Raw genomic sequence first — 17157 nt, forward strand, 5'->3', positions numbered from 1 at the left:
GGTTTTTCCCGCTTCCCACTTCCTACTGACCACTTCCCCCCTCATGCCAGCACCCCTTCGCCGTCGTCCAGCACGCCCGCGCGCAGCAGGGCGGCGTAGTGGCTCCCGGGGTCGCGGGCCAGGGCGTCGCGCGCGCCGTGTTCCAGAATCTCGCCGCCGCCCAGCACCAGGATCCGGTCGGCGCGCGCCACGGTGTCCAGGCGGTGGGCGATGATGATGGCGGTGCGCCCGGACAGCAGGCGGGTCATGGCCGCCGTCAGCAGGGCCTCGGTGGCAGGGTCCAGGCGACTGCTGGGCTCGTCGAGGATGATCAGGCTGGGGTCGCGCAGCAGCACGCGGGCAAAGGCCAGCAGTTGCGCCTCGCCGGCCGAGAGGCTGCCGGTGGGCAGGGGCGTGCGCACACCCTCTTCCAGCCGGTCCAGCCACGCCCCCAGGCCCACCTCGCGCAGTGCGGCTTCCACGGCGTCGTCACCCACCTGCGGGTCAAAGAAACTCAGGTTATCGCGCACGCTGGCCTGGAACAGCTGCACGTCCTGCGTGACCACGGCCACGCGGCGGCGCAGGTCCTGCAGCGGCGTGTGGGTGACGTTCACGCCGCCCAGGCGAATCTCGCCCTCGGTGGCGTCGTAGAGGCGGGAGACCAGGCGGGTGAGGGTGGTCTTGCCGCTGCCGGTGCGGCCCAGCAGGCCCAGGGTCTGACCGGCGGGCAGGTGCAGCGACACGTCCCGTAGGACTGGGCGGCTGGCGGGGTCCTCGGGGGTGTAGGAGAAGGTGACGTGCTCAAAGTCCAGCGCCAGGGGTCCGGGGGGCAGGGGTGTGGCCCCGCCCACCACGGCACTCTTCAGGGCCAGCAGTTCGGACACGCGCCCCAGGCTGGCCCCGGCCTTTTGCAGGTCCTGCAGCTGCTGGGTGAGCTGGTCAATGGGTTCTTCCACCAGCGTCATGTACTGGTACATCAGAAAGGCGGTGCCCAATGAGATGGCCCCGGCGGCGTACAGGCCCACGGCGGCGGTCAGCACGCCCACATAGCCAATGGCAAAGAGCAGCATGCTCAGCTGCCACACCACGCTCCGGCGCCGCCAGGAGGTGATGGAGCGGGTAAAAAAGGTGCGCTGCGTCTGCAAAAAGCGCCGCAGGTGGTGCTCGCCGGCCCCCAGGCTGCGAATATCGTCCAGGCCCGAGAGGCGCTCTTCCACGAAGCCGAACAGCCGGGCGCTGGCTTCGCGCTCCAGGCGGGTGGGTTCCACACCCAGTTTGCGCACCCGGTTCATGGCGCCCAGCGTGACCAGCGTGAACAGGGCCACCCCCAGGCCCACCCGCCAGTCTTCGCGGAAGAACATGATCAGGGCGCCCGTCAGCAGCAGGGCCGCGCCAAAGACCCGCACCGCGAACTGCGAGAAGAAGTTGCTCAGGGCCGTCACGTCGCCGTCAATGCGCTCGATCATCTCGCCGGGGGTGCGTTCCTTGTGCTCGCGCATGTCCAGAGACAGAAGGTGCGCCATCAGGTCCGCGCGCAGGCGGTTGGTGGCGGTCCAGCCCACCCGGGCGCCCACGTAGGTGGCCCCGGCGGTCATCAGCTGCACGCCGACGGCCAGCACGAGATACAGCCCCGCCAGCCGCACCAGCAGCCCCACATCGGCCCCGGCGCCCAGCTTGGCGCTGTCCACGAAGCGGCGCAGCAGCTGGGGCAGCAGCAGGTTCAGTGCTGTGCCGGTCAGCAGCAGGGCGGCCAAGGCGGCCACCTGCCACTTGAGGGGGCCCAGGTAGGTGCCCAGGACGGCCAGGGCGCGGCTGGACCGTTCGGGTGGGGGCGAGGGGGCGGGGGAGGGCGGGGTCATGGGGTCAGGCTAGGGGGCGGGGGGTGGGGGGCGCATCTGCCGAGTGGCGCATGGGGGGATGAGGCGGGGTTCATGCGGGGGATGGGCGATGACGTTTTCTGGCTTGCCCCACCCCCCCAGCCCCCCTACCCCAGAGGGGCAGGGGGGAGCGGCGCTGCGCTGGGCAAGAGTTTTTACTGGCGTCGGCTGGGGTTGCTCTACTCGTTGACGTGTCCGGCTTCGACGCCATCCTCCGAGACCGCGCAATGGCCCGCGCCCTTCGGGCACGACGGCCTCGTCTGGACCTGGGTGGTAGAGGGGCAAGAAGGCTTGGTGCGGCCCAGAAGGTTCTACTTTGAACGGCAAAAGCAGCTCTGGCTCCTGCCGCTTTTCAAAGTAGAACCTCGTGCCCTCAGCGTCCCCACCCTTCACCCCTGCGGGGTGAGCAACGGAAGCCGTCGTGCGCGCAGCGCGCGGGCGTGGGGCGATGGGCGGAGCAAGGCGACGGCGTACAACGCGGGGCGAAGCCAAGCCGCCCCACACCGTCAGTCAACGTTTGCCGAGCGCAGCGGAAAACTCCCCCCTGCCCCTCCGGGGTAGGGGGGCTGGGGGGGTGGGGCGAGCGGGGAAGCGCCGCCCTCATCCCCCCCGAACCACCCCTGCCACCCACCCAAAACTCCCCTTCCGAACCCTCTCTCCCGTCCCCCCATCCACCCGCACCAACCCCAACCCTTCCCCCCGGTCCAGCAGTTCCCCCACAAGAACCCCCCGCACCCCCACCCCCCGCGCCGCCGCGTCCGCCACCGCCTGAACATGCCCCTCCAGAAACCGAACCCGCCCACTGTCCGGCACCCGGCCGTCCGGTAAAGGGGCCTCGGCCCACACGCCCCCCAGCGCCACCACCAGCGGCGGCCCTGCCTCGCCCAGTTGTGCCTTCAGGTCAGTCAGCACCTGGGTCAGCCCCTCGGACCCTGGGGCGCCGGTGCGCTCGCGGTCAGGCACCAGGCCCACGTCCAGCCCCAGCGGCGCACCCGGGCGGGCCTGCACCCAGGCCGGCTGGTCGTAGCCCACGCCCAGCAGGTCCAGCGGCGCCGCGATGGTCTCCAGGTCCCCGGGGCGCACGGCGTCCAGCAGGGCAGGGGTGCGTTCGCCCAGCACCTCCAGCACTGGGGCAGGGTAGGCGCCGCGCCGCACGGGCCCGGTGCACAGGTCGTTGCGCCACGCGGCCACCAGGGCGGCGGCCTGCTCGTCGGCGTCGTGGTCGCGGGCAGGCCACGCCGGGGCGAAATGGTGGCCCAGGCCAAGCTGCCGCGCGCCGGCCTCGCGCAGCGCCCGGGTGGCCAGGCCGTGCCCCAGCAGGCGGTGATGGTGCGCCGGAAAGCTGTGCAGGGCCGGCGGTGCCGGGGGCGTGCCCAGCGCCGGCCACAGGGTGAACACAGCCGCCGCGCGGTCGGCCAGGGCCTCGCCCACCAGATAGGCGTAGTCCTGAAAGCGGTGGGCCGTGTCGCGGGCCAGCCAGCCTCCGGCGGCGTCAACAGCGGGGGGCAGCGCGCCGTCCAGGCTCAGCCACGGCTGCGCGCCCAGGGTCAGCAGGTCGTCGGTCAGGCGGTCAAGGGCGGCCAGCGTGCCGGCATTCAGGCGGCCCCGGCCAGTGGGCTGCAACTGGGCCCAGGGCGCGGTCAGACAGGCGGCCTGCACGCCCAGTTCGCGCAGCAGGCCCAGATCGGCGGCGTCCAGGGGCCCCGGGCCCAGGCCCACGCCCCACAGCCAGGAGTCGGCAAAGGTGGTCATCTGCGCTCATTGTGCCGGGCCGGGCTGCCCCAGGGCTGACCGCCTGTCCTGTCCCCAGCCCGTATACTGGTCAGGTTATGCGGATGGTGACGGTAGGCACGCGCGGCTCGACTCTGGCGCTCGCACAGACCCACTGGGTGGTGGCCCGGCTGAAAGAGGAATGGCCCGACACGGACTTCCGCATCCAGACGATCAGCACCGGCGGCGACCGCAACCGGGGCAGCCTGGAAGCCATGGCTCAGAAGGGCGACAAGGGCTTCTGGGTCAAGGAAATCGAAGATGCCCTGCTGGGCGGGCGCATTGATATTGCGGTGCATTCCCTCAAGGATCTGCCCACCGAGCAGCCGGACGGCCTGGAGGTCAGCGCCATTCCCCGCCGCGTGGACGCCCGCGACGTGCTGATCGGCAAGGAAGGCATGAAGAAACTCTCGGAGCTGCCGCAGGGCGCCCGGGTGGGCACCAGCAGCGTGCGGCGCAAGGCGTTCCTGCGCGCCTACCGCCCGGACCTGCAGATCGTGAACCTGCGCGGCAACATTGACACCCGCCTTGCCGCGCTGGCTGGCGACGAGTACGACGCGATCATCCTGGCCGCCGCTGGCCTGATCCGCACCGAGATGCGCCACCGCATTGACGAGTTCCTGGAACCCGACATTCTGCTGCCCGCCCCCGGGCAGGGCGCCCTGGCCCTGGAAACCCGCGCCGACGACGACCTGAGCATTGAGGTGGCCTACGCCATCCACGACCACACCACCGATGACCGCATTACGGCCGAGCGCGAGTTCCTGGCCGGGCTGGGCGCCGGGTGCATGGCCCCGGTGGGCGCGCACGCCACCGTCAAGGGCGGCGTGCTGACCCTGGAAGGCTGGGTGGGCGCGCTGGACGGCACCAAGGTGATTCGCGGCACCACCCAGGGCGACCCCGGCGAATGCGCCGATCTGGGCGCCGAACTGGCCGCCGACATGCTGAACCAGGGCGCCCAGGCCCTGATTGACGCCGCCCGGGAGTAAGGCGCGCGTGCCTGCGCTGGCCCGTCAACTGCTGATTGCCCTGGCCGCCGCGCTGCTGTGGGTGGGCATTGGCCTGTGGCAGCGTACCCGGGGGGGCGCCGAACTGGGCAGCGCCCTGCTGGCCGAATTGCCGCTGGGGGCGGCCGTGTTTGTGCTGGCCCTGGTCTGGGTGCGGTTGCGCCGTCAGTAGGGTCGCCTGACCTGCCCGGCCGGACAGCCGCCTGGGTGGGCACGTTAGGATGCCCGGCATGTCCACCCCTGCCCCCCGCCTCGCGGTGATTCACACGGGCGGCACCATTGCCAGCCGCCCCAGCCCCGACGGGCGCGGCCTGACCCCGCAGCAGCCCCCCAGCCTGCCCGGCCTGGACGGGGTGCAGGTCACAGACGCCCAGCCCTTCAACCTGCCCAGCCCGCATGTGACCCCGGTGCACATGGGGCAGCTGGCGGCCCTGATCCGGGACCTGGCCCCAGCGCACGACGGCGTGGTGGTCACGCACGGCACCGACACACTGGAAGAAACGGCCTTTGCCCTGCACCTCCTGCTGGACGTGCCCATTCCGGTGGTCCTGACTGGCAGCATGCGCCACGCCGAGGAGGTGTCCTGGGACGGCCCGGCGAATCTGCTGGACGCCGCACATGTGGCCCTGCACCCCAGCAGCCGGGGCCGGGGGCCGCTGGTGGTGATTGGCGGCGACATTTTCGATGCCCGTACCGTGACCAAGATTCACACCACCGCCGTGGACGCCTTTGGCGGCTACCCGGGGCCCATAGGCCGCATTGACCGCGAGGGGGTGCGTGCCCGGGTGCATTACTTCGCCATGCCAGAGCCGCGCGCCACCTACCACCCGGCCCACCTGACGAGCCGGGTGGACATCCTGTATGCCTACGCGGGCTGGACCGGCGAGGGCTACGCCGAGGCCGCCGAACGGGCCGACGGGCTGGTGATTGCCGCGCTGGGCACCGGCAACCTGCCCGCCGAACTGCTGCCCCTGATTCAGGCGACCGAGAAACCGGTGGTCATTGCCACCCGCACCCACGCGGGGCCGGTGCTGCCGGTCTATGGCTACGCGGGCGGCGGCGCGACCCTGGTGGCGGCGGGGGCAATTCCGGCCAGCTTTCTGAACGCCCACAAGGCGAGGGTGCTGCTGCTGATCCTGCTGGGCCAGGGCCTGGACCGCGAGCAGATTGCCGCGGTGTTTGACCGGGACGAATTTTAAAAGGGCCATGGCCTAAAAAACCCGCCCCCCAGCGCACTGGACGGGGCGGGCGCACCAGCCTCTTAAGCCAGATCCAGGCGGATCAGGAAGCGGCCACAGCTGGGGCACTTCACCGGGGGCAGTTTGCCCTGGGCGGCTTTCTGCTGCACGTTCACCGGGAGGTTCACGTTGCAGCCGCTGCAGCGCCCGGCCTTGATCTCCACCACGCCCAGGCCCTTCTTGGCCCGGCGGATCAGGTCGTATTCGCGCACCGTGCGGGCGTCCAGGGCCGCCACCAGATCGGCGCGTTCCTGGCGGTCGGCGGCGCCCTGGTCGCGCAGGTCCTGCACGCGGGCTTCGTCGCGTCCCTCAAGTTCATTCAGGGTGGGGCGCAGGGTGCGGTGCTGGGCGCGCAGGGCGGCCGAGCGTTCATTGAGTTCCTGTTGACGCGCCTTGAGGGGCCCCAGGTCCTCTTCCATCTCGTCGGCGCGCTCGGAGAGCATCTGAATGCGGCTGCCGTACTGCGACTGCGCGCGGGCGTCAAAGGCGTTCTTTTCCTGCTCTTCGCGGGCGCGGGCAATCTGCTCGCGGGTGCCGGCCAGGTCCAGTTCCTGCTGGCGCACCTGCTTGTCCACGCCCTCCAGGGTGATTTCGGTGTCTTCCAGCTCGTTGTTCAGGCGCTCCTGCTCGGCGCGGGCGGCGCGCAGATCGTCAGGAATGTTGTGTTCCTCGTCGCGCAGGCGGTCGAGGTTCAGGTCCAGCTCCTGAACGCGGTGCAGGCGGCGAAGGGGAGACGTGTCACTCATCACCTGCAGTCTACCCCCCTTCCGGGCGCGCACGTTCAGGCAGGCGGTGACACCGGGGCCAGGGCCCCCTTCATGCGCGCCGGGCGGTACAGCCCCAGATAGATGGCAAGCACGCTGGCGGCGTACATCAGCAGCGTCCAGGCAAAGAGGGCGTGAAAGGCCGCCGAGAAAGGCAGCGCCCCGCGCACCACGCCGGACAGGACGCTGCTGGCCGCCCAGCCCAGGTCCCAGGCGATCACGTTCACCGCCGAATACATGGGGCGGTCATCCTCGGGCAGCGCGGTCATGGCGTAGGCGGAGTACACCGGGCCCGCCGCGTTCATCAGGGCGCCGCGGGTGAACAGGGCGGCCGTGACCAGCCACAGGCTGGGGGCAAAGCCCAGCAGGGCCAGAAACGGCAGGCTGCTGGCCTGCACCAGCAGCACCGCCTGCAGCTGCCCCAGGCGCCGCACCAGCAGGGGCTGCAGCAGCGCGGTGGCGGCGGTGGCCAGACTGGTCCAGGCGAACAGCGTGCCCAGCCCGGCGTAGCTGATGCCGAACTTGCCTTCAATAAACACGTTCAGGAAGGGGATGGTGGCCCCGGCGCCCAGCCCCACCAGAATGTTGGGCAGCACCAGCCGGGCCATGGTGCGCTTGTCCTGCACGCGGAAACTGCGGCCCTGGCGCACCGTTTTGCCGCTGGGTTTCAGGCCCAGCACCGGCACCAGCCCCAGCAGTTGCAGCCCGGCGGCTACCGCCAGCGCGGCGCGCAGGGCGCCCAGGCCGTCTGGCTCGGTGCCGGTCCAGCCCGCGTAGGCGGCCGGTACCTGCCCGCCCAGCAGGTTGCCCAGAAACCCTGCCCCGGTCATCAGGGCGCTCTGCACGCTAAACAGGGTCACGCGGGTGCGTTCGTCGCTCTGGTTGGCCATGAAGGGCGAGCCCGCCACGATGCTCAGGGCCGCGCCCGCCCCCTGCACGATGGCCCCCAGGACCACCAGCGCGGGGCCGTTGGCGAGCACCAGCAGGGCGGTGCCCACAAGGCCCAGGGCGGCCCCCACCTTCAGCGTGTGCGCGTTGCTGATGCGCCGGGCCAGCGCCACCGCCGGCAGGCTCAGGGCCGCCAGGGTCACGGCGGGCAGGGCGTTGAGCAGGCCCTGCCACTCGGCCCCCAGGCCCAGGGCGCGCAGGTAGAAATTCAGGAACAGCGCCGTAAAAGCCTGCGACAGGCCGAACACGAACACCGAGCTCAGGAACAGCCACACCTGCCGCGAGAAGCGCCACGACAGGCCGCGTTCCTTCACGTCACCCCCACTTTGGGACAGAAGGTGTTCATGACGCAGCCCGGACAGTCGGGCTTGCGCGCGGTGCACACCCGGCGCCCATGCAGAATCAGGGCGTGGTGCAGGAAGACCCAGCGCTCGCGTGGAAAGAGTGCCTGCAGGTCGGCCTCCACCTTGTCGGGATTGGTCTGCACGCTCAGGCCCAGGCGGCGGCTCAGGCGCCCCACATGGGTGTCCACGGCAATGGCCGGGTAGCCGTAAGCGTTGCTGAGGACCACATTCGCTGTTTTGCGCCCGGCGCCGGGCAGGGCCACCACGGCGTTAAAGTCGTTGGGCACCTCGCCGCCGTGGCGCTCCACCAGCAGGCGGGCCAGCGCCGCCAGATTCCGGGCCTTGGCGCGGTACAGGCCAATGCGGCGAATCAGGGGCTCCAGGTCCTCGGGCTGGGCCTGGCTCATGGTGTGGGCGTCGGGGTAGGCGGCAAACAGGGCGGGGGTGGCGGCGTTCACGCTCACGTCTGTGGCCTGGGCGCTGAGCACGGTGGCCACCAGCAGTTCAAAGGGGGTCTGAAAGTCCAGTTCGGTGCGGGCGTCGGGGTACAGGGCCTCTAACGCCCCCAGCACCTGGGCGGCCCGCGCCCCCGCGCCCCGTGGCCGCTGCGCCGCAAGGTTGGCTGTCATCACCGTTCAACCTAGAGCATCCGGGCCTGGGCTGGGCACCGCCTAAGCCGTTTGGCGCAGGGGCGGTCTGGGCCCGTGATCGGGCTGAAGAGACAGTGCTGCGGCTCACCGTTCCCTCTTGCACGCTTTTGGGGCCTCTGCTACTCTGCACAGGCCCGCGCCCCAGTCGGCGCGAGAAAAAGGGTCCTTAGCTCAGTTGGTAGAGCGGCGGTCTCCAAAACCGTAGGTCGTGGGTTCAAGTCCTACAGGGCCCGCCACAAGAGAAATCCCCCGCCCCCTGTGGCGGGGATTTTTATTGCAGCGAGCGGGCGAGGCGCCGCGTTGGCCCAACTCGCTGTTCCTTCGCTTACGGTTCGGTGAGGGTCTGAATGGGGTTGCCTGGGGTGGGGCGCTGTTCAGAGACCTGCTCCAATTCCAGGAGTTCCAGCACCGGGCGCGCCATATACACGCGGCCCCGCTGCCGGCCGGTGACCTCCACCAGCACGCCATCACGCAGCAGACGGTCCACGATCAGCTGCGCGCTGCGATGAACGACCCCCAGTGCGTGTTGCAGCTGCCCGGCCGTGGTGATGGGCTGCGCCAGCAGGCGATCGGTGGCGGCCAGCAGATTGCTTCCTGCCCGCTCTTGCTGGTAGCGGGCGCGCCACGCCTCGCGCAGGTCCAGCAGGCGCTGGGCGCGCAGCGCCGCGTCTCCTGCTTCCCGCTCCACGCCGCGCAGGAAAAAGGCCAGCCACGCCTCCCACTCGCCGCGCTGACTGACGGCCAGCAGGTGCTCGTAGTACGCGCTGCGGTGGCGCTCGAAATACGCTGAGAGGTACAGCAGCGGTTGGGTCAGCAGTTGCCGCTGAATCAAGAGCAGGGTAATCAACAGGCGGCCCACCCGGCCATTGCCGTCCAGGAAGGGGTGAAGTGCCTCAAACTGGTAGTGCACCAGCGCGATCTCGACCAGGGGCGGCAGGTCATTTTGCGCGTGAATGAACCGTTCCAGATCGTTCAGGGCGCCTTCCAGCAGGGGCCCAGGCGGCGCGGGCACGAAGGTCGCGTCCCGCCGCCGTGCCCCGGCCGGGCCAATCCAGTTCTGCGACCGGCGCAGTTCGCCCGGCGCCCGGTTCTGGCCGCGCACGCCACTCATCAGCACCGCGTGCATCTCGCGCAGCAGCCGGGTGCTGATGGGCAGCGTGGAGGACAGCCCGTGCTCCAGCGCCCGCACGTAGTTCTGCACCTCCTGCGCGTCTTCGCGGACCTCCAGCTCTGGGAACAGGGGCACCTGCGCCTCCAGGGCGTACAGGTCGCTCAGGGAAGCCTGGGTGCCTTCAATGCGGCTGGACAGTACCGCTTCCCGGTTTATAAAGGGGCGCGTGAACAGGTAAGGGTTGGGCAGGCGGCGGCCCACCCCGTTGAGTTCGCCCAGCGCCCGTTCGGCCTCGCCTATCAGCCGGACCAGGGCACCGTCCCAGTGCAACTGGGGCGGCAGAGGGTGTGGCACAAAGGCGGCGCCTTCGCTGTCCAGCGTGATCAGTTGCCCGGGGGCGCGCGAGGTGAAGTCCGTGGGCCGCATCAGGCTTATGCTACTTCAGAGCCTGAACGTAGCCTAAGCAGGGCACGGTAGGCTAACCAAGTAGCACTGGGCGCTGGCGTTGGCTCCCCAGGCGTCTCCAGGTAGCTTTGGGCAGAGGGGCGACCCATCACTGCGGAAGCGCTGTTCTCAAGTGCTGCGGGCGGTTGCCCCGCCGCATTCCATAGGTGAGCCTTCATCTCTTCTGTAGACTTGAGGGGTCCAGGCAGTTCGCCCTTTGGCCCGCTGTGCTGTAAGGAGTTCCTATGAAAAAGGTCGCTGTTTCGGTTGCCGCCCTGAGCGCTGCGCTGGCCCTGTCCGGGTGCGGGCGGATCGTGGGTTCGTTTATCCCGCCCCAGACGGTCAGCAACCCCGCTGGCCTGGAAGGCAAGCAGCTCGTGGCGTCCTCGCCGCTGGCCATCGAAGCCGTGGTGGGCACCGTGAGCTACAGCACCGCTGGCGCTCCCTTTGACGACATCACCATTCCCGAACTGCCGCTGAACATCAAGCCCACGGGTCTGGAGTTCAAGACCGGCTTTGCCAAGGTGGATGTTAACGGCCTGTGCGCCAAGCCCCAGCAGGTGAACCTGACGGTGCGCCGCGTGAAGCTGGAGGCCAGCGACGCCGTTACCAAGGCGTCATTCGACAGCGGCGCCGACCGCGATCTGGCGTCCTTTACCCTCACCAAGAAGTCCGAAGGGGTGGGCACCGCTGAATACAACGTCTCGGCCGGGACCCTCAGTGTGGCGGCCCCCGACGCAGGCACGGTGGTCAACTTCTTTACCGTCCTGACCTCGGGCGGCAAGAACACCGCGTCGGTGGAGGCCAAGATCCGCGCGACCCAGAACGAACTGGCCGGCTGCACCATGGCCTTTACCCTGAAAGACGTGAGCGTGGTGCTCAGCCAGTTCCAGTAAGGGCCATCAGGTTTGAGGCGCGCCGCCGGGCAGAACCCAGGCGGCGCGCCTCTGCGTGGGGCACGGCTCTATCGCTGCTTCGGCTCCAGAGCGCCCAGCAGCCACGTCTGGAATTCGGGCAGCGCGCGGTCGTATTGCAGGGCGATGATTTCCGGCACCTCGTAGGGGTGCAGGGCCTTGATGCGCGCTTCCAGGTCCGGGTAGTGCTCGCCGGTGGTCTTGATGAGCAGCAGGCTTTCGGGGTCCTCGGCGACCTCGCCGTGCCAGCGGTAGACGCTTTGCAGGCCAGGCACGATGTTCACGCAGCCGGCCAGATGCTCGTTGACGAGAATCCGGGCCAGATCCAGCGCCCGTTCCGGGGGGAGGGTGACCAGCACGACGAGTGACATACAAGCTGCAGCCTACACCGCGCGCGGCCCCGAAAAGGCGGATGCGTGAACGTTTGCGCAAGTGGCGCGCCGGAGGGGGCAGTGTACGCTGCCCCCATATGCGGACCGCTGTGCTGATCGCCCTGCTGGTGCTGCTGGGTCTGTTTGCGGTGCTGAACACCAACGCCCTGATGTACCCGCACACCCTGAGCCTGGGCTTTGCGACCTACCGGGGCGTGCCCATGGGCCTGGTGCTGCTGATCCTGGCCACCTTACTGATGCTGCTGTTCTACTTCTGGGCGGGCCTGACGGGCCTGCGTGCCCAGGCCGACAGCGCCCGGCTGCTGCGCGACATGGAAGCCCTGCGCGTGAGCCTGGACAGCCAGGAAGGCAGCCGCTTTGCCCAGCTGCAAGAGCACCTGGACCGCCGCTTGCAGGCGCTCGAAGCCGGTTCAGGCGCCGGGCAGAAGGGCGAGGTGGCGGCCCTGAGCGCGCGGGTGGACGCCCTGAGCCGCGACGTGAACCTGCAACTGGCGCAGCTGGACGACTACCTGAAAGCCAAGCTGCGCTGAAGTCGGGTCACGCGGCCACTTGAACCCGGTGCAGCCCCCGCCGGGTGCCCGCCCTAGAATGCGCGGGTAGGCAGTTCATCCTAGAAGAGGAGTTTGACCGCATGGCCCTTGACCGATTTTTTCGTCGCCGTCGCCCGCAACTGCAGCCGGGCACCGACGTGCCCGACCTGTGGACCCAGTGCCCCGCGTGCAAGGAGGGGCTGTACAACCGCGAACTGGAAGCCAGCGCCTTTGTATGCCCCAAGTGCGGCCACCACCTGCGCCTGGACGCCGCGCAGCGCGTGACCGTGCTGCTGGACGAGGGCAGCTTTGAGCAGCACTCTGGCCGGGTGCAGCCCACCGACGCCCTGGGCTTTCAGGACACCGAAAGCTACCCCGAGCGCCTGAAGCGCGCCCAGAAGAAAACTGGCCGCCCCGACGCCATCCTGACTGGGCGCGGCACCATCCTGGGGGTGCCGGTCACGGTGGCCGTGATGGACTTCGCCTTTTCGGGCGGCAGCATGGGCAGCGTGGTGGGCGAAGAAATTGCCCGCGCCGCCGAACACGCCGCCGAGACCGGCACGCCGCTGGTGATCGTGACCGCCAGCGGCGGGGCCCGCATGCAGGAAAGTGCGCTGTCCCTGATGCAGATGGCCAAAACCACTGTGGCGCTGGAAACCCTGGCCGAGCGCGGCCTGCCCTACGTGAGCGTGCTGACCGACCCCACCACGGGCGGCGTGACCGCCAGCTTTGCCACCATTGCCGACGTGATCGTGGCCGAGCCCGGCGCCCTGATTGGCTTTGCCGGCCCGCGCGTGATTCAGCAGACCATCCGCCAGAACCTTCCCGAAGGCTTTCAGCGCGCGGAATTCCTGCTGGAACATGGCATGGTGGACGCCGTGGTGGACCGCCGCGAGCACCGCGCGTATCTGGCCTCGCTGCTGGGTCTGCTCACCCGCCAGGACCGCCCTGCCGAGGCGGGCGCATGACCCGGCCCGTGGACACCCTGCGCGAACTCGAAGCCCGCGTGCGCGACCTGGAAGCCACCGCCCAGAAGACGGGGCAGAACCTGGACGCTGCCATCAACCCCCTGCGGGCCGAGGTCGAGCGCCTGAAGGCCGAGCAGGCCAAGAAGCCCGCCAGCCGCTGGGAACGGGTGCAACTCGCCCGCGCCCCGGGGCGCCCCACCGCGCTGGACTACGTGGACCGCCTGTGCACGGAATTCACCGAACTGCACGGCGACCGCCGGTACGGCGACGACCCCGCCCTGATCGGCGGGCCCGCGCGCTGGCAGGGTGTGCCGGTCATGCTGCTGCTGCAGCAAAAGGGCCGCGACACGAAAAGCAAGATCAAGCGCCGCTTTGGCAGCGCCAACCCCGAGGGCTACCGCAAGGCCGTGCGCCTGATGGACCTGGCCGATAAATTCGGTCTGCCGGTGGTGGCGCTGGTGGACACCCAGGGCGCCTACCCGGGCCTGGAGGCCGAGGAACGCGGCCAGGGCTGGGCCATTGCCGAGAGCATTCGCCGCATGCTGAACCTGCGCGTGCCGGTCGTGAACGTGGTGATTGGCGAGGGCGGCAGTGGCGGCGCGCTGGCCATCGGCGTGGGCAACCGGGTGCTGATTCAGGAAAACGCGTGGTACTCGGTGATTTCCCCCGAAGGCGCGGCCAGCATTATCTGGAAGGATGCCAGCAAGGCCCCCCTGGCCGCCGAGGCCCTGAAGCTGACGGCCCCGGACCTGCTGGAATTGGGCATTGTGGAAGAGGTGATTCCCGAGCCGGCCGGCGGCGCGCATGGCAACGCCGACGCGGCGGCCCAGGCGGTGGGCGAGGCGGTCAGCCGCCACCTGCGCGACCTGATGGCCCAGAGCCCGGACGACCTGAAGCGCAGCCGCGCGGCGCGTTTCCGCCGGCTGGGGGCCTACACCGAGCCGGGCTAACCGGATCTGCCAGGGGAGTCGCGTTGGTCCAGGGCCGACGCGGCTCCCCCTGGCTTCTTCACTGTGCGGATCGGCCGATGCGCGGCGGGCGTGCCCCTGACACAATGACGGCTGTGACCTCCACCCAGCAGCGGCCGGTCCCGGTGTCTCACCGGGGCGATCATGTGGACCTGTACACGAATGCGCGCGGCGAGGCGGTGGCCGTGCCCGACCCCTACCGCTGGCTGGAAGACCCCGACAGCCCAGACACCCGCGCCTGGGTGGCGGCGCAGAACGAGGCCACGCAGGCGTTTCTCTCGGACCTGCCGGCGCGCGCCCACTACCAGGAGCGCCTGACCGCCCTGTGGGACTACGCCAAGACCGGCGTGCCCTGGCAGCGGGGCGGGCGGTACTTCCGCATGTACAATCCCGGGCTGCTGAACCAGCCGGTGCTTCAGGTGGCCCCGGCGGCGACCGGGCCCTGGGAGGTGCTGCTGGACCCCAACGCCCTGAGCGAGGACGGCACGGTGGCGCTGGTGCAGGCGGCGGTCAGCCGTGACGGCGAGGTGCTGGCCTACGCCACCCAGAGCGGCGGCAGCGACTGGCAGACGTGGCGCGTGCGCGACGTCGCCTTGGGGCAGGACCTGGGCGACGAGCTGGCCTGGAGCAAGTTCAGCGGCGCGGCGTGGCTCCCGGACGGCAGCGGCTTTTTCTACAGCGCCTACGACGCTCCGGCGCCCGGTGAGGCGCTGACCGGCGCCAACCGCCACCAGCGCCTGATGTTGCACCGCCTGGGCACCCCGCAGGCCGAGGACGCCCTGGTGCTGGCCCGCCCCGATCAGCCCGACTGGGGCTTTCATGCCAGCGTGACCGAGGACGCCCGCTCCCTCGTCGTGCACGTCTGGCAGGGCACCGATCCGCGCGGGCTGCTGTGGGTGCGCCCCCTGGATTCGGACGGACCGTTCACCGAACTGGTCCCCGAGTTCCGTGCCGCGTACCGCATGGTGGGCAGCAACGGCGACACCCTGTTCGTGCAGACCGATGAAGATGCCCCGCGTGGCCGCCTGCTGGCCTGGAACGTGGTCACGGGCGAGCGCCAGGAGCTCATTCCAGAGGGCCCGGACAAGCTGGAAGAGGTGTGCGTGGTCCCGGACGGCCTGCTGGCCCTGACCCTGCGCGACGCCAGCCACCGCCTGACCCTGCATGACCGCGCGGGCGCCCAGCGGCGGGACATCGCCCTGCCGGCCCTGGGCACCGTGATCCTGAGCACCCGCCCTGACTCGGCGGAGGTGTTCTTTGGCTTCGCCTCCTTCCTGAGCCCCAACATGCTCTACCGCCTGGAACTGCCCGGCGGCGAGCTCGAGCTGCTGGCGGCCCCCGAACTCACCTTTGACCCCAGCCCCTACGAGATCACGCAGGCGTTTGCCACGGGCAAGGACGGCACGCGCGTGCCCCTGTTCATCGTGGCGCGGCGCGACGCCCCCCGGGACGGCACGAATCCGGTGCTGCTGTACGGCTACGGCGGCTTTAACATCAGCCTGACCCCGGCCTTCAGTCCCTCGCGGCTGGCGTGGCTGGAACGCGGCGGGGTGTATGTGCAGGCCAACCTGCGCGGCGGCGGCGAATACGGTGAAGAGTGGCATCAGGCCGGGACTCTGGGCAACAAGCAGAACGTGTTCGACGACTTCATCGCCTGCGCCGAGCACCTGATCGCCGGGGGCTGGACCACGCCGCAGCGGCTCGCCATTCAGGGCGGCAGCAACGGCGGCCTGCTGGTGGGCGCCTGCCTGACCCAGCGCCCGGACCTGTTCGGGGCGGCCGTGCCGCAGGTGGGCGTGCTGGACATGCTGCGCTACCACCTCTTTACCATCGGCTGGGCCTGGGCCAGCGATTATGGCCGCAGCGACGACCCGGCGATGTTAGAGGTGCTGCGCGCCTATTCGCCGCTGCACAATCTGACTGAAGGTGTGGCCTACCCCGCCACCCTGATCACCACCGGCGACCACGATGACCGGGTGGTGCCTGCCCATTCCTTCAAGTTCGGCGCCGAGTTGCAGTGTGCCCAGGGGGGCAACGCCCCGGTGCTGCTGCGCATTCAAACCCGCGCGGGCCACGGGGCCGGCAAACCCACCGCCCTGGTGATCGAGGAAGCCGCCGATATCTACGCCTTTTTAGAACGGGCGCTGGGCATGGCTTAAGGGGCCTGGGGCAGCGCCCGGGCCTGCAGGGGGATGTCCATCACCCCGCCGCTGAGCAGGGTGCGCCCGTCCGGGGTCATGGTGGTGAAAAAGGGGGTGGTGCCGGCCTGCCGCCCCCGTTCCTGTCCTGTGGCGGCGTCGTACACCACGGCGAGGCCGTTAAAGTGCCCCACCAGCAGCGTGCGGCCGTCGGCGCTCAGGCTCAGGGTGACGGGGCCCGCCGCGCAGCGGCCCTGCCAGAAAGGCACGTCGCAGGACCCGGTCGGGCGCGGCAGGGTGGTCACTCGCCCAGGCTGGGTCAGATCGTAGCGGCGCACAGGGTCATGGCCGTCCGCCACGTACAGGGCGCGGCTGTCGGGGGTAAAGGCCAGCGAGTGGGGCGTTTTGGCAAACGCCTCAGGTAAGGGCTGGGCCACCCAGGTGCGGGCGTCATACACCGTGAAGTGGCCCCGGGTCCCCACGAACAGGCGCGTGCCGTCCGGGCTGGGCAGCAGGCGTTCAACGCCCCAGCTTTTCTGCAGGAGGGTACGTGTCCGCTCCCCACTTGCTGTATCCCACACCTGCACGTAGCCGTTGAAATTCCCCACGTACAGCGCGGCGCCGTCCGGGCTGAGGGCCAGCACCTGGGCGCCCTCCAGGCCCTGTCCCGGGCCGCCCAGGGTGCGCAGGGTGTCGCCCCGGCGCAGGTGCAGGGCGGGTGGCTGTCCGGGGACCGGCCGACTCAGCCACGCCACCGTACCCAGGTCAGGGGTCCAGGCCGGCGCCAAGGGCGGGCCAGCCTTGGCGGTGGGCAGCGAGAGGGTCTGCGTGACCGCGCCGCTGCCGGGGTCGCGCACGTCCAGCCGGGCGAAGTCGGGGCCCCGGTCCGGGGTAAGCGGGGCAGTGACCACCCGGCCCTGGCCGTCGAAGCCCAGCAGAGCGGCGGGGGCACGCCAGCGCAGCGGGGCAGGGGAGAGGGCCAGGGCCGGACCCAGGGCCAGCAGCGCCAGCAGCGTGGCCCGGCGGGGCAGGGAAGCGAACATGCGCCCAGCGTACCCGGCCGGGCCCAGGCCGGGGGGTTCTGGGGCAGGTCCCTACCCTCGACAAGTGCCCGC

16 protein-coding genes and 1 tRNA gene are annotated in these 17157 nt (G+C 70.1%); 9 read left to right on the forward strand and 8 right to left on the reverse strand.

The features are described 5' to 3' along the window. Positions 1–41: 41 nt before the first annotated feature. Positions 42–1838: an ABC transporter ATP-binding protein gene (locus tag K7W41_RS11735; protein ID WP_224608496.1), complete on the reverse strand. Its 1797-nt coding sequence runs from the start codon at positions 1836–1838 to the stop codon at positions 42–44. 618 nt (positions 1839–2456) lie between these two features. Further along, the gene (locus tag K7W41_RS11740; protein ID WP_224608499.1) at positions 2457–3608 is read right to left on the reverse strand and encodes a family 1 glycosylhydrolase; all 1152 of its coding nucleotides are present in this window, start codon (positions 3606–3608) and stop codon (positions 2457–2459) included. A 77-nt stretch (positions 3609–3685) separates the two neighbouring features. Here K7W41_RS11740 and hemC point away from each other — a divergent pair, with 77 nt between their 5' ends. The 3 genes from hemC to K7W41_RS11755 are packed head-to-tail and all read left to right on the forward strand — an operon-like array spanning position 3686 to position 5832. Next, a complete protein-coding gene (hemC, locus tag K7W41_RS11745) occupies positions 3686–4615 on the forward strand; it encodes a hydroxymethylbilane synthase (RefSeq protein ID WP_224608501.1) in 930 nt (309 codons plus the stop codon). A 7-nt stretch (positions 4616–4622) separates the two neighbouring features. After that, positions 4623–4805, forward strand: coding sequence for a hypothetical protein (locus K7W41_RS11750; RefSeq protein ID WP_221091280.1), 183 nt, complete (start codon positions 4623–4625; stop codon positions 4803–4805). Positions 4806–4863: 58 nt separating this feature from the next. Next, positions 4864–5832: an asparaginase gene (locus K7W41_RS11755; RefSeq protein ID WP_224608503.1), complete on the forward strand. Its 969-nt coding sequence runs from the start codon at positions 4864–4866 to the stop codon at positions 5830–5832. Between the two features lie 62 nt (positions 5833–5894). On the opposite strand, the gene K7W41_RS11760 is transcribed toward K7W41_RS11755, so the two are convergent. From K7W41_RS11760 to nth, 3 genes are read right to left on the reverse strand one after another with little or no spacing between them, the layout of a single operon-like run. After that, positions 5895–6617 carry a zinc ribbon domain-containing protein gene (locus tag K7W41_RS11760; RefSeq protein ID WP_224608506.1) on the reverse strand — a complete coding sequence of 241 codons (723 nt, stop codon included), beginning with the start codon at positions 6615–6617 and terminating at the stop codon, positions 5895–5897. 35 nt (positions 6618–6652) lie between these two features. Further along, positions 6653–7882: an MFS transporter gene (locus K7W41_RS11765; RefSeq protein WP_224608602.1), complete on the reverse strand. Its 1230-nt coding sequence runs from the start codon at positions 7880–7882 to the stop codon at positions 6653–6655. Positions 7883–7893: 11 nt separating this feature from the next. Then, positions 7894–8556: an endonuclease III gene (gene nth / locus K7W41_RS11770; RefSeq protein ID WP_224608509.1), complete on the reverse strand. Its 663-nt coding sequence runs from the start codon at positions 8554–8556 to the stop codon at positions 7894–7896. Positions 8557–8737: 181 nt separating this feature from the next. On the opposite strand from nth, the gene K7W41_RS11775 reads away from it, so the two are divergent. Continuing rightward, positions 8738–8813: transfer RNA gene (locus K7W41_RS11775), tRNA-Trp, on the forward strand. An 89-nt stretch (positions 8814–8902) separates the two neighbouring features. Here the strand turns inward: K7W41_RS11775 and K7W41_RS11780 are convergent. Next, positions 8903–10114, reverse strand: coding sequence for a Fic family protein (locus tag K7W41_RS11780; RefSeq protein WP_224608512.1), 1212 nt, complete (start codon positions 10112–10114; stop codon positions 8903–8905). A gap of 263 nt (positions 10115–10377) precedes the next feature. Here K7W41_RS11780 and K7W41_RS11785 point away from each other — a divergent pair, with 263 nt between their 5' ends. Continuing rightward, positions 10378–11028: a hypothetical protein gene (locus K7W41_RS11785; protein ID WP_224608515.1), complete on the forward strand. Its 651-nt coding sequence runs from the start codon at positions 10378–10380 to the stop codon at positions 11026–11028. Positions 11029–11096: 68 nt separating this feature from the next. Here K7W41_RS11785 and cutA read toward each other — a convergent pair whose 3' ends face one another. Next, positions 11097–11417 (reverse strand): divalent-cation tolerance protein CutA, encoded by a 321-nt coding sequence (gene cutA, locus K7W41_RS11790; RefSeq protein WP_224608518.1) that lies wholly within the window; start codon positions 11415–11417, stop codon positions 11097–11099. Between the two features lie 98 nt (positions 11418–11515). Here cutA and K7W41_RS11795 point away from each other — a divergent pair, with 98 nt between their 5' ends. The 4 genes from K7W41_RS11795 to K7W41_RS11810 all read left to right on the forward strand — a co-directional run bounded on the left by K7W41_RS11795 (position 11516) and on the right by K7W41_RS11810 (position 16063). Continuing rightward, positions 11516–11968 (forward strand): LapA family protein, encoded by a 453-nt coding sequence (locus tag K7W41_RS11795; protein WP_224608521.1) that lies wholly within the window; start codon positions 11516–11518, stop codon positions 11966–11968. A gap of 101 nt (positions 11969–12069) precedes the next feature. Continuing rightward, positions 12070–12936: an acetyl-CoA carboxylase, carboxyltransferase subunit beta gene (gene accD, locus K7W41_RS11800; protein WP_224608524.1), complete on the forward strand. Its 867-nt coding sequence runs from the start codon at positions 12070–12072 to the stop codon at positions 12934–12936. Continuing rightward, entirely contained in the window at positions 12933–13886 is a 954-nt protein-coding gene (locus K7W41_RS11805) for an acetyl-CoA carboxylase carboxyltransferase subunit alpha (RefSeq protein WP_224608527.1), read from the forward strand. Before accD ends, K7W41_RS11805 begins: the two co-directional genes overlap by 4 nt. A gap of 113 nt (positions 13887–13999) precedes the next feature. Continuing rightward, positions 14000–16063 carry a prolyl oligopeptidase family serine peptidase gene (locus K7W41_RS11810; RefSeq protein WP_224608530.1) on the forward strand — a complete coding sequence of 688 codons (2064 nt, stop codon included), beginning with the start codon at positions 14000–14002 and terminating at the stop codon, positions 16061–16063. On the opposite strand, the gene K7W41_RS11815 is transcribed toward K7W41_RS11810, so the two are convergent. Continuing rightward, a complete protein-coding gene (locus tag K7W41_RS11815; RefSeq protein ID WP_224608534.1) occupies positions 16060–17085 on the reverse strand; it encodes a WD40 repeat domain-containing protein in 1026 nt (341 codons plus the stop codon). The genes K7W41_RS11810 and K7W41_RS11815 overlap by 4 nt on opposite strands. Between the last annotated feature and the right edge of the window lie 72 nt (positions 17086–17157).

This window comes from Deinococcus multiflagellatus (assembly GCF_020166415.1).
Classification (GTDB): Bacteria; Deinococcota; Deinococci; order Deinococcales; family Deinococcaceae; genus Deinococcus; species Deinococcus multiflagellatus.

Excerpts from the sequence above, each read along its gene's own strand:
- hemC (WP_224608501.1), top strand. The coding sequence starts at position 3,686 with ATGCGGATGGTGACGGTAGGCACGCGCGGCTCGACTCTGGCGCTCGCA.
- K7W41_RS11735 (WP_224608496.1), bottom strand. The coding sequence starts at position 1,838 with ATGACCCCGCCCTCCCCCGCCCCCTCGCCCCCACCCGAACGGTCCAGC.
- K7W41_RS11760 (WP_224608506.1), bottom strand. The coding sequence starts at position 6,617 with ATGAGTGACACGTCTCCCCTTCGCCGCCTGCACCGCGTTCAGGAGCTG.
- nth (WP_224608509.1), bottom strand. The coding sequence starts at position 8,556 with ATGACAGCCAACCTTGCGGCGCAGCGGCCACGGGGCGCGGGGGCGCGG.
- K7W41_RS11740 (WP_224608499.1), bottom strand. The coding sequence starts at position 3,608 with ATGACCACCTTTGCCGACTCCTGGCTGTGGGGCGTGGGCCTGGGCCCG.
- cutA (WP_224608518.1), bottom strand. The coding sequence starts at position 11,417 with ATGTCACTCGTCGTGCTGGTCACCCTCCCCCCGGAACGGGCGCTGGAT.
- K7W41_RS11815 (WP_224608534.1), bottom strand. The coding sequence starts at position 17,085 with ATGTTCGCTTCCCTGCCCCGCCGGGCCACGCTGCTGGCGCTGCTGGCC.
- K7W41_RS11780 (WP_224608512.1), bottom strand. The coding sequence starts at position 10,114 with ATGCGGCCCACGGACTTCACCTCGCGCGCCCCCGGGCAACTGATCACG.
- K7W41_RS11805 (WP_224608527.1), top strand. The coding sequence starts at position 12,933 with ATGACCCGGCCCGTGGACACCCTGCGCGAACTCGAAGCCCGCGTGCGC.
- K7W41_RS11795 (WP_224608521.1), top strand. The coding sequence starts at position 11,516 with ATGCGGACCGCTGTGCTGATCGCCCTGCTGGTGCTGCTGGGTCTGTTT.
- K7W41_RS11755 (WP_224608503.1), top strand. The coding sequence starts at position 4,864 with ATGTCCACCCCTGCCCCCCGCCTCGCGGTGATTCACACGGGCGGCACC.
- K7W41_RS11785 (WP_224608515.1), top strand. The coding sequence starts at position 10,378 with ATGAAAAAGGTCGCTGTTTCGGTTGCCGCCCTGAGCGCTGCGCTGGCC.
- accD (WP_224608524.1), top strand. The coding sequence starts at position 12,070 with ATGGCCCTTGACCGATTTTTTCGTCGCCGTCGCCCGCAACTGCAGCCG.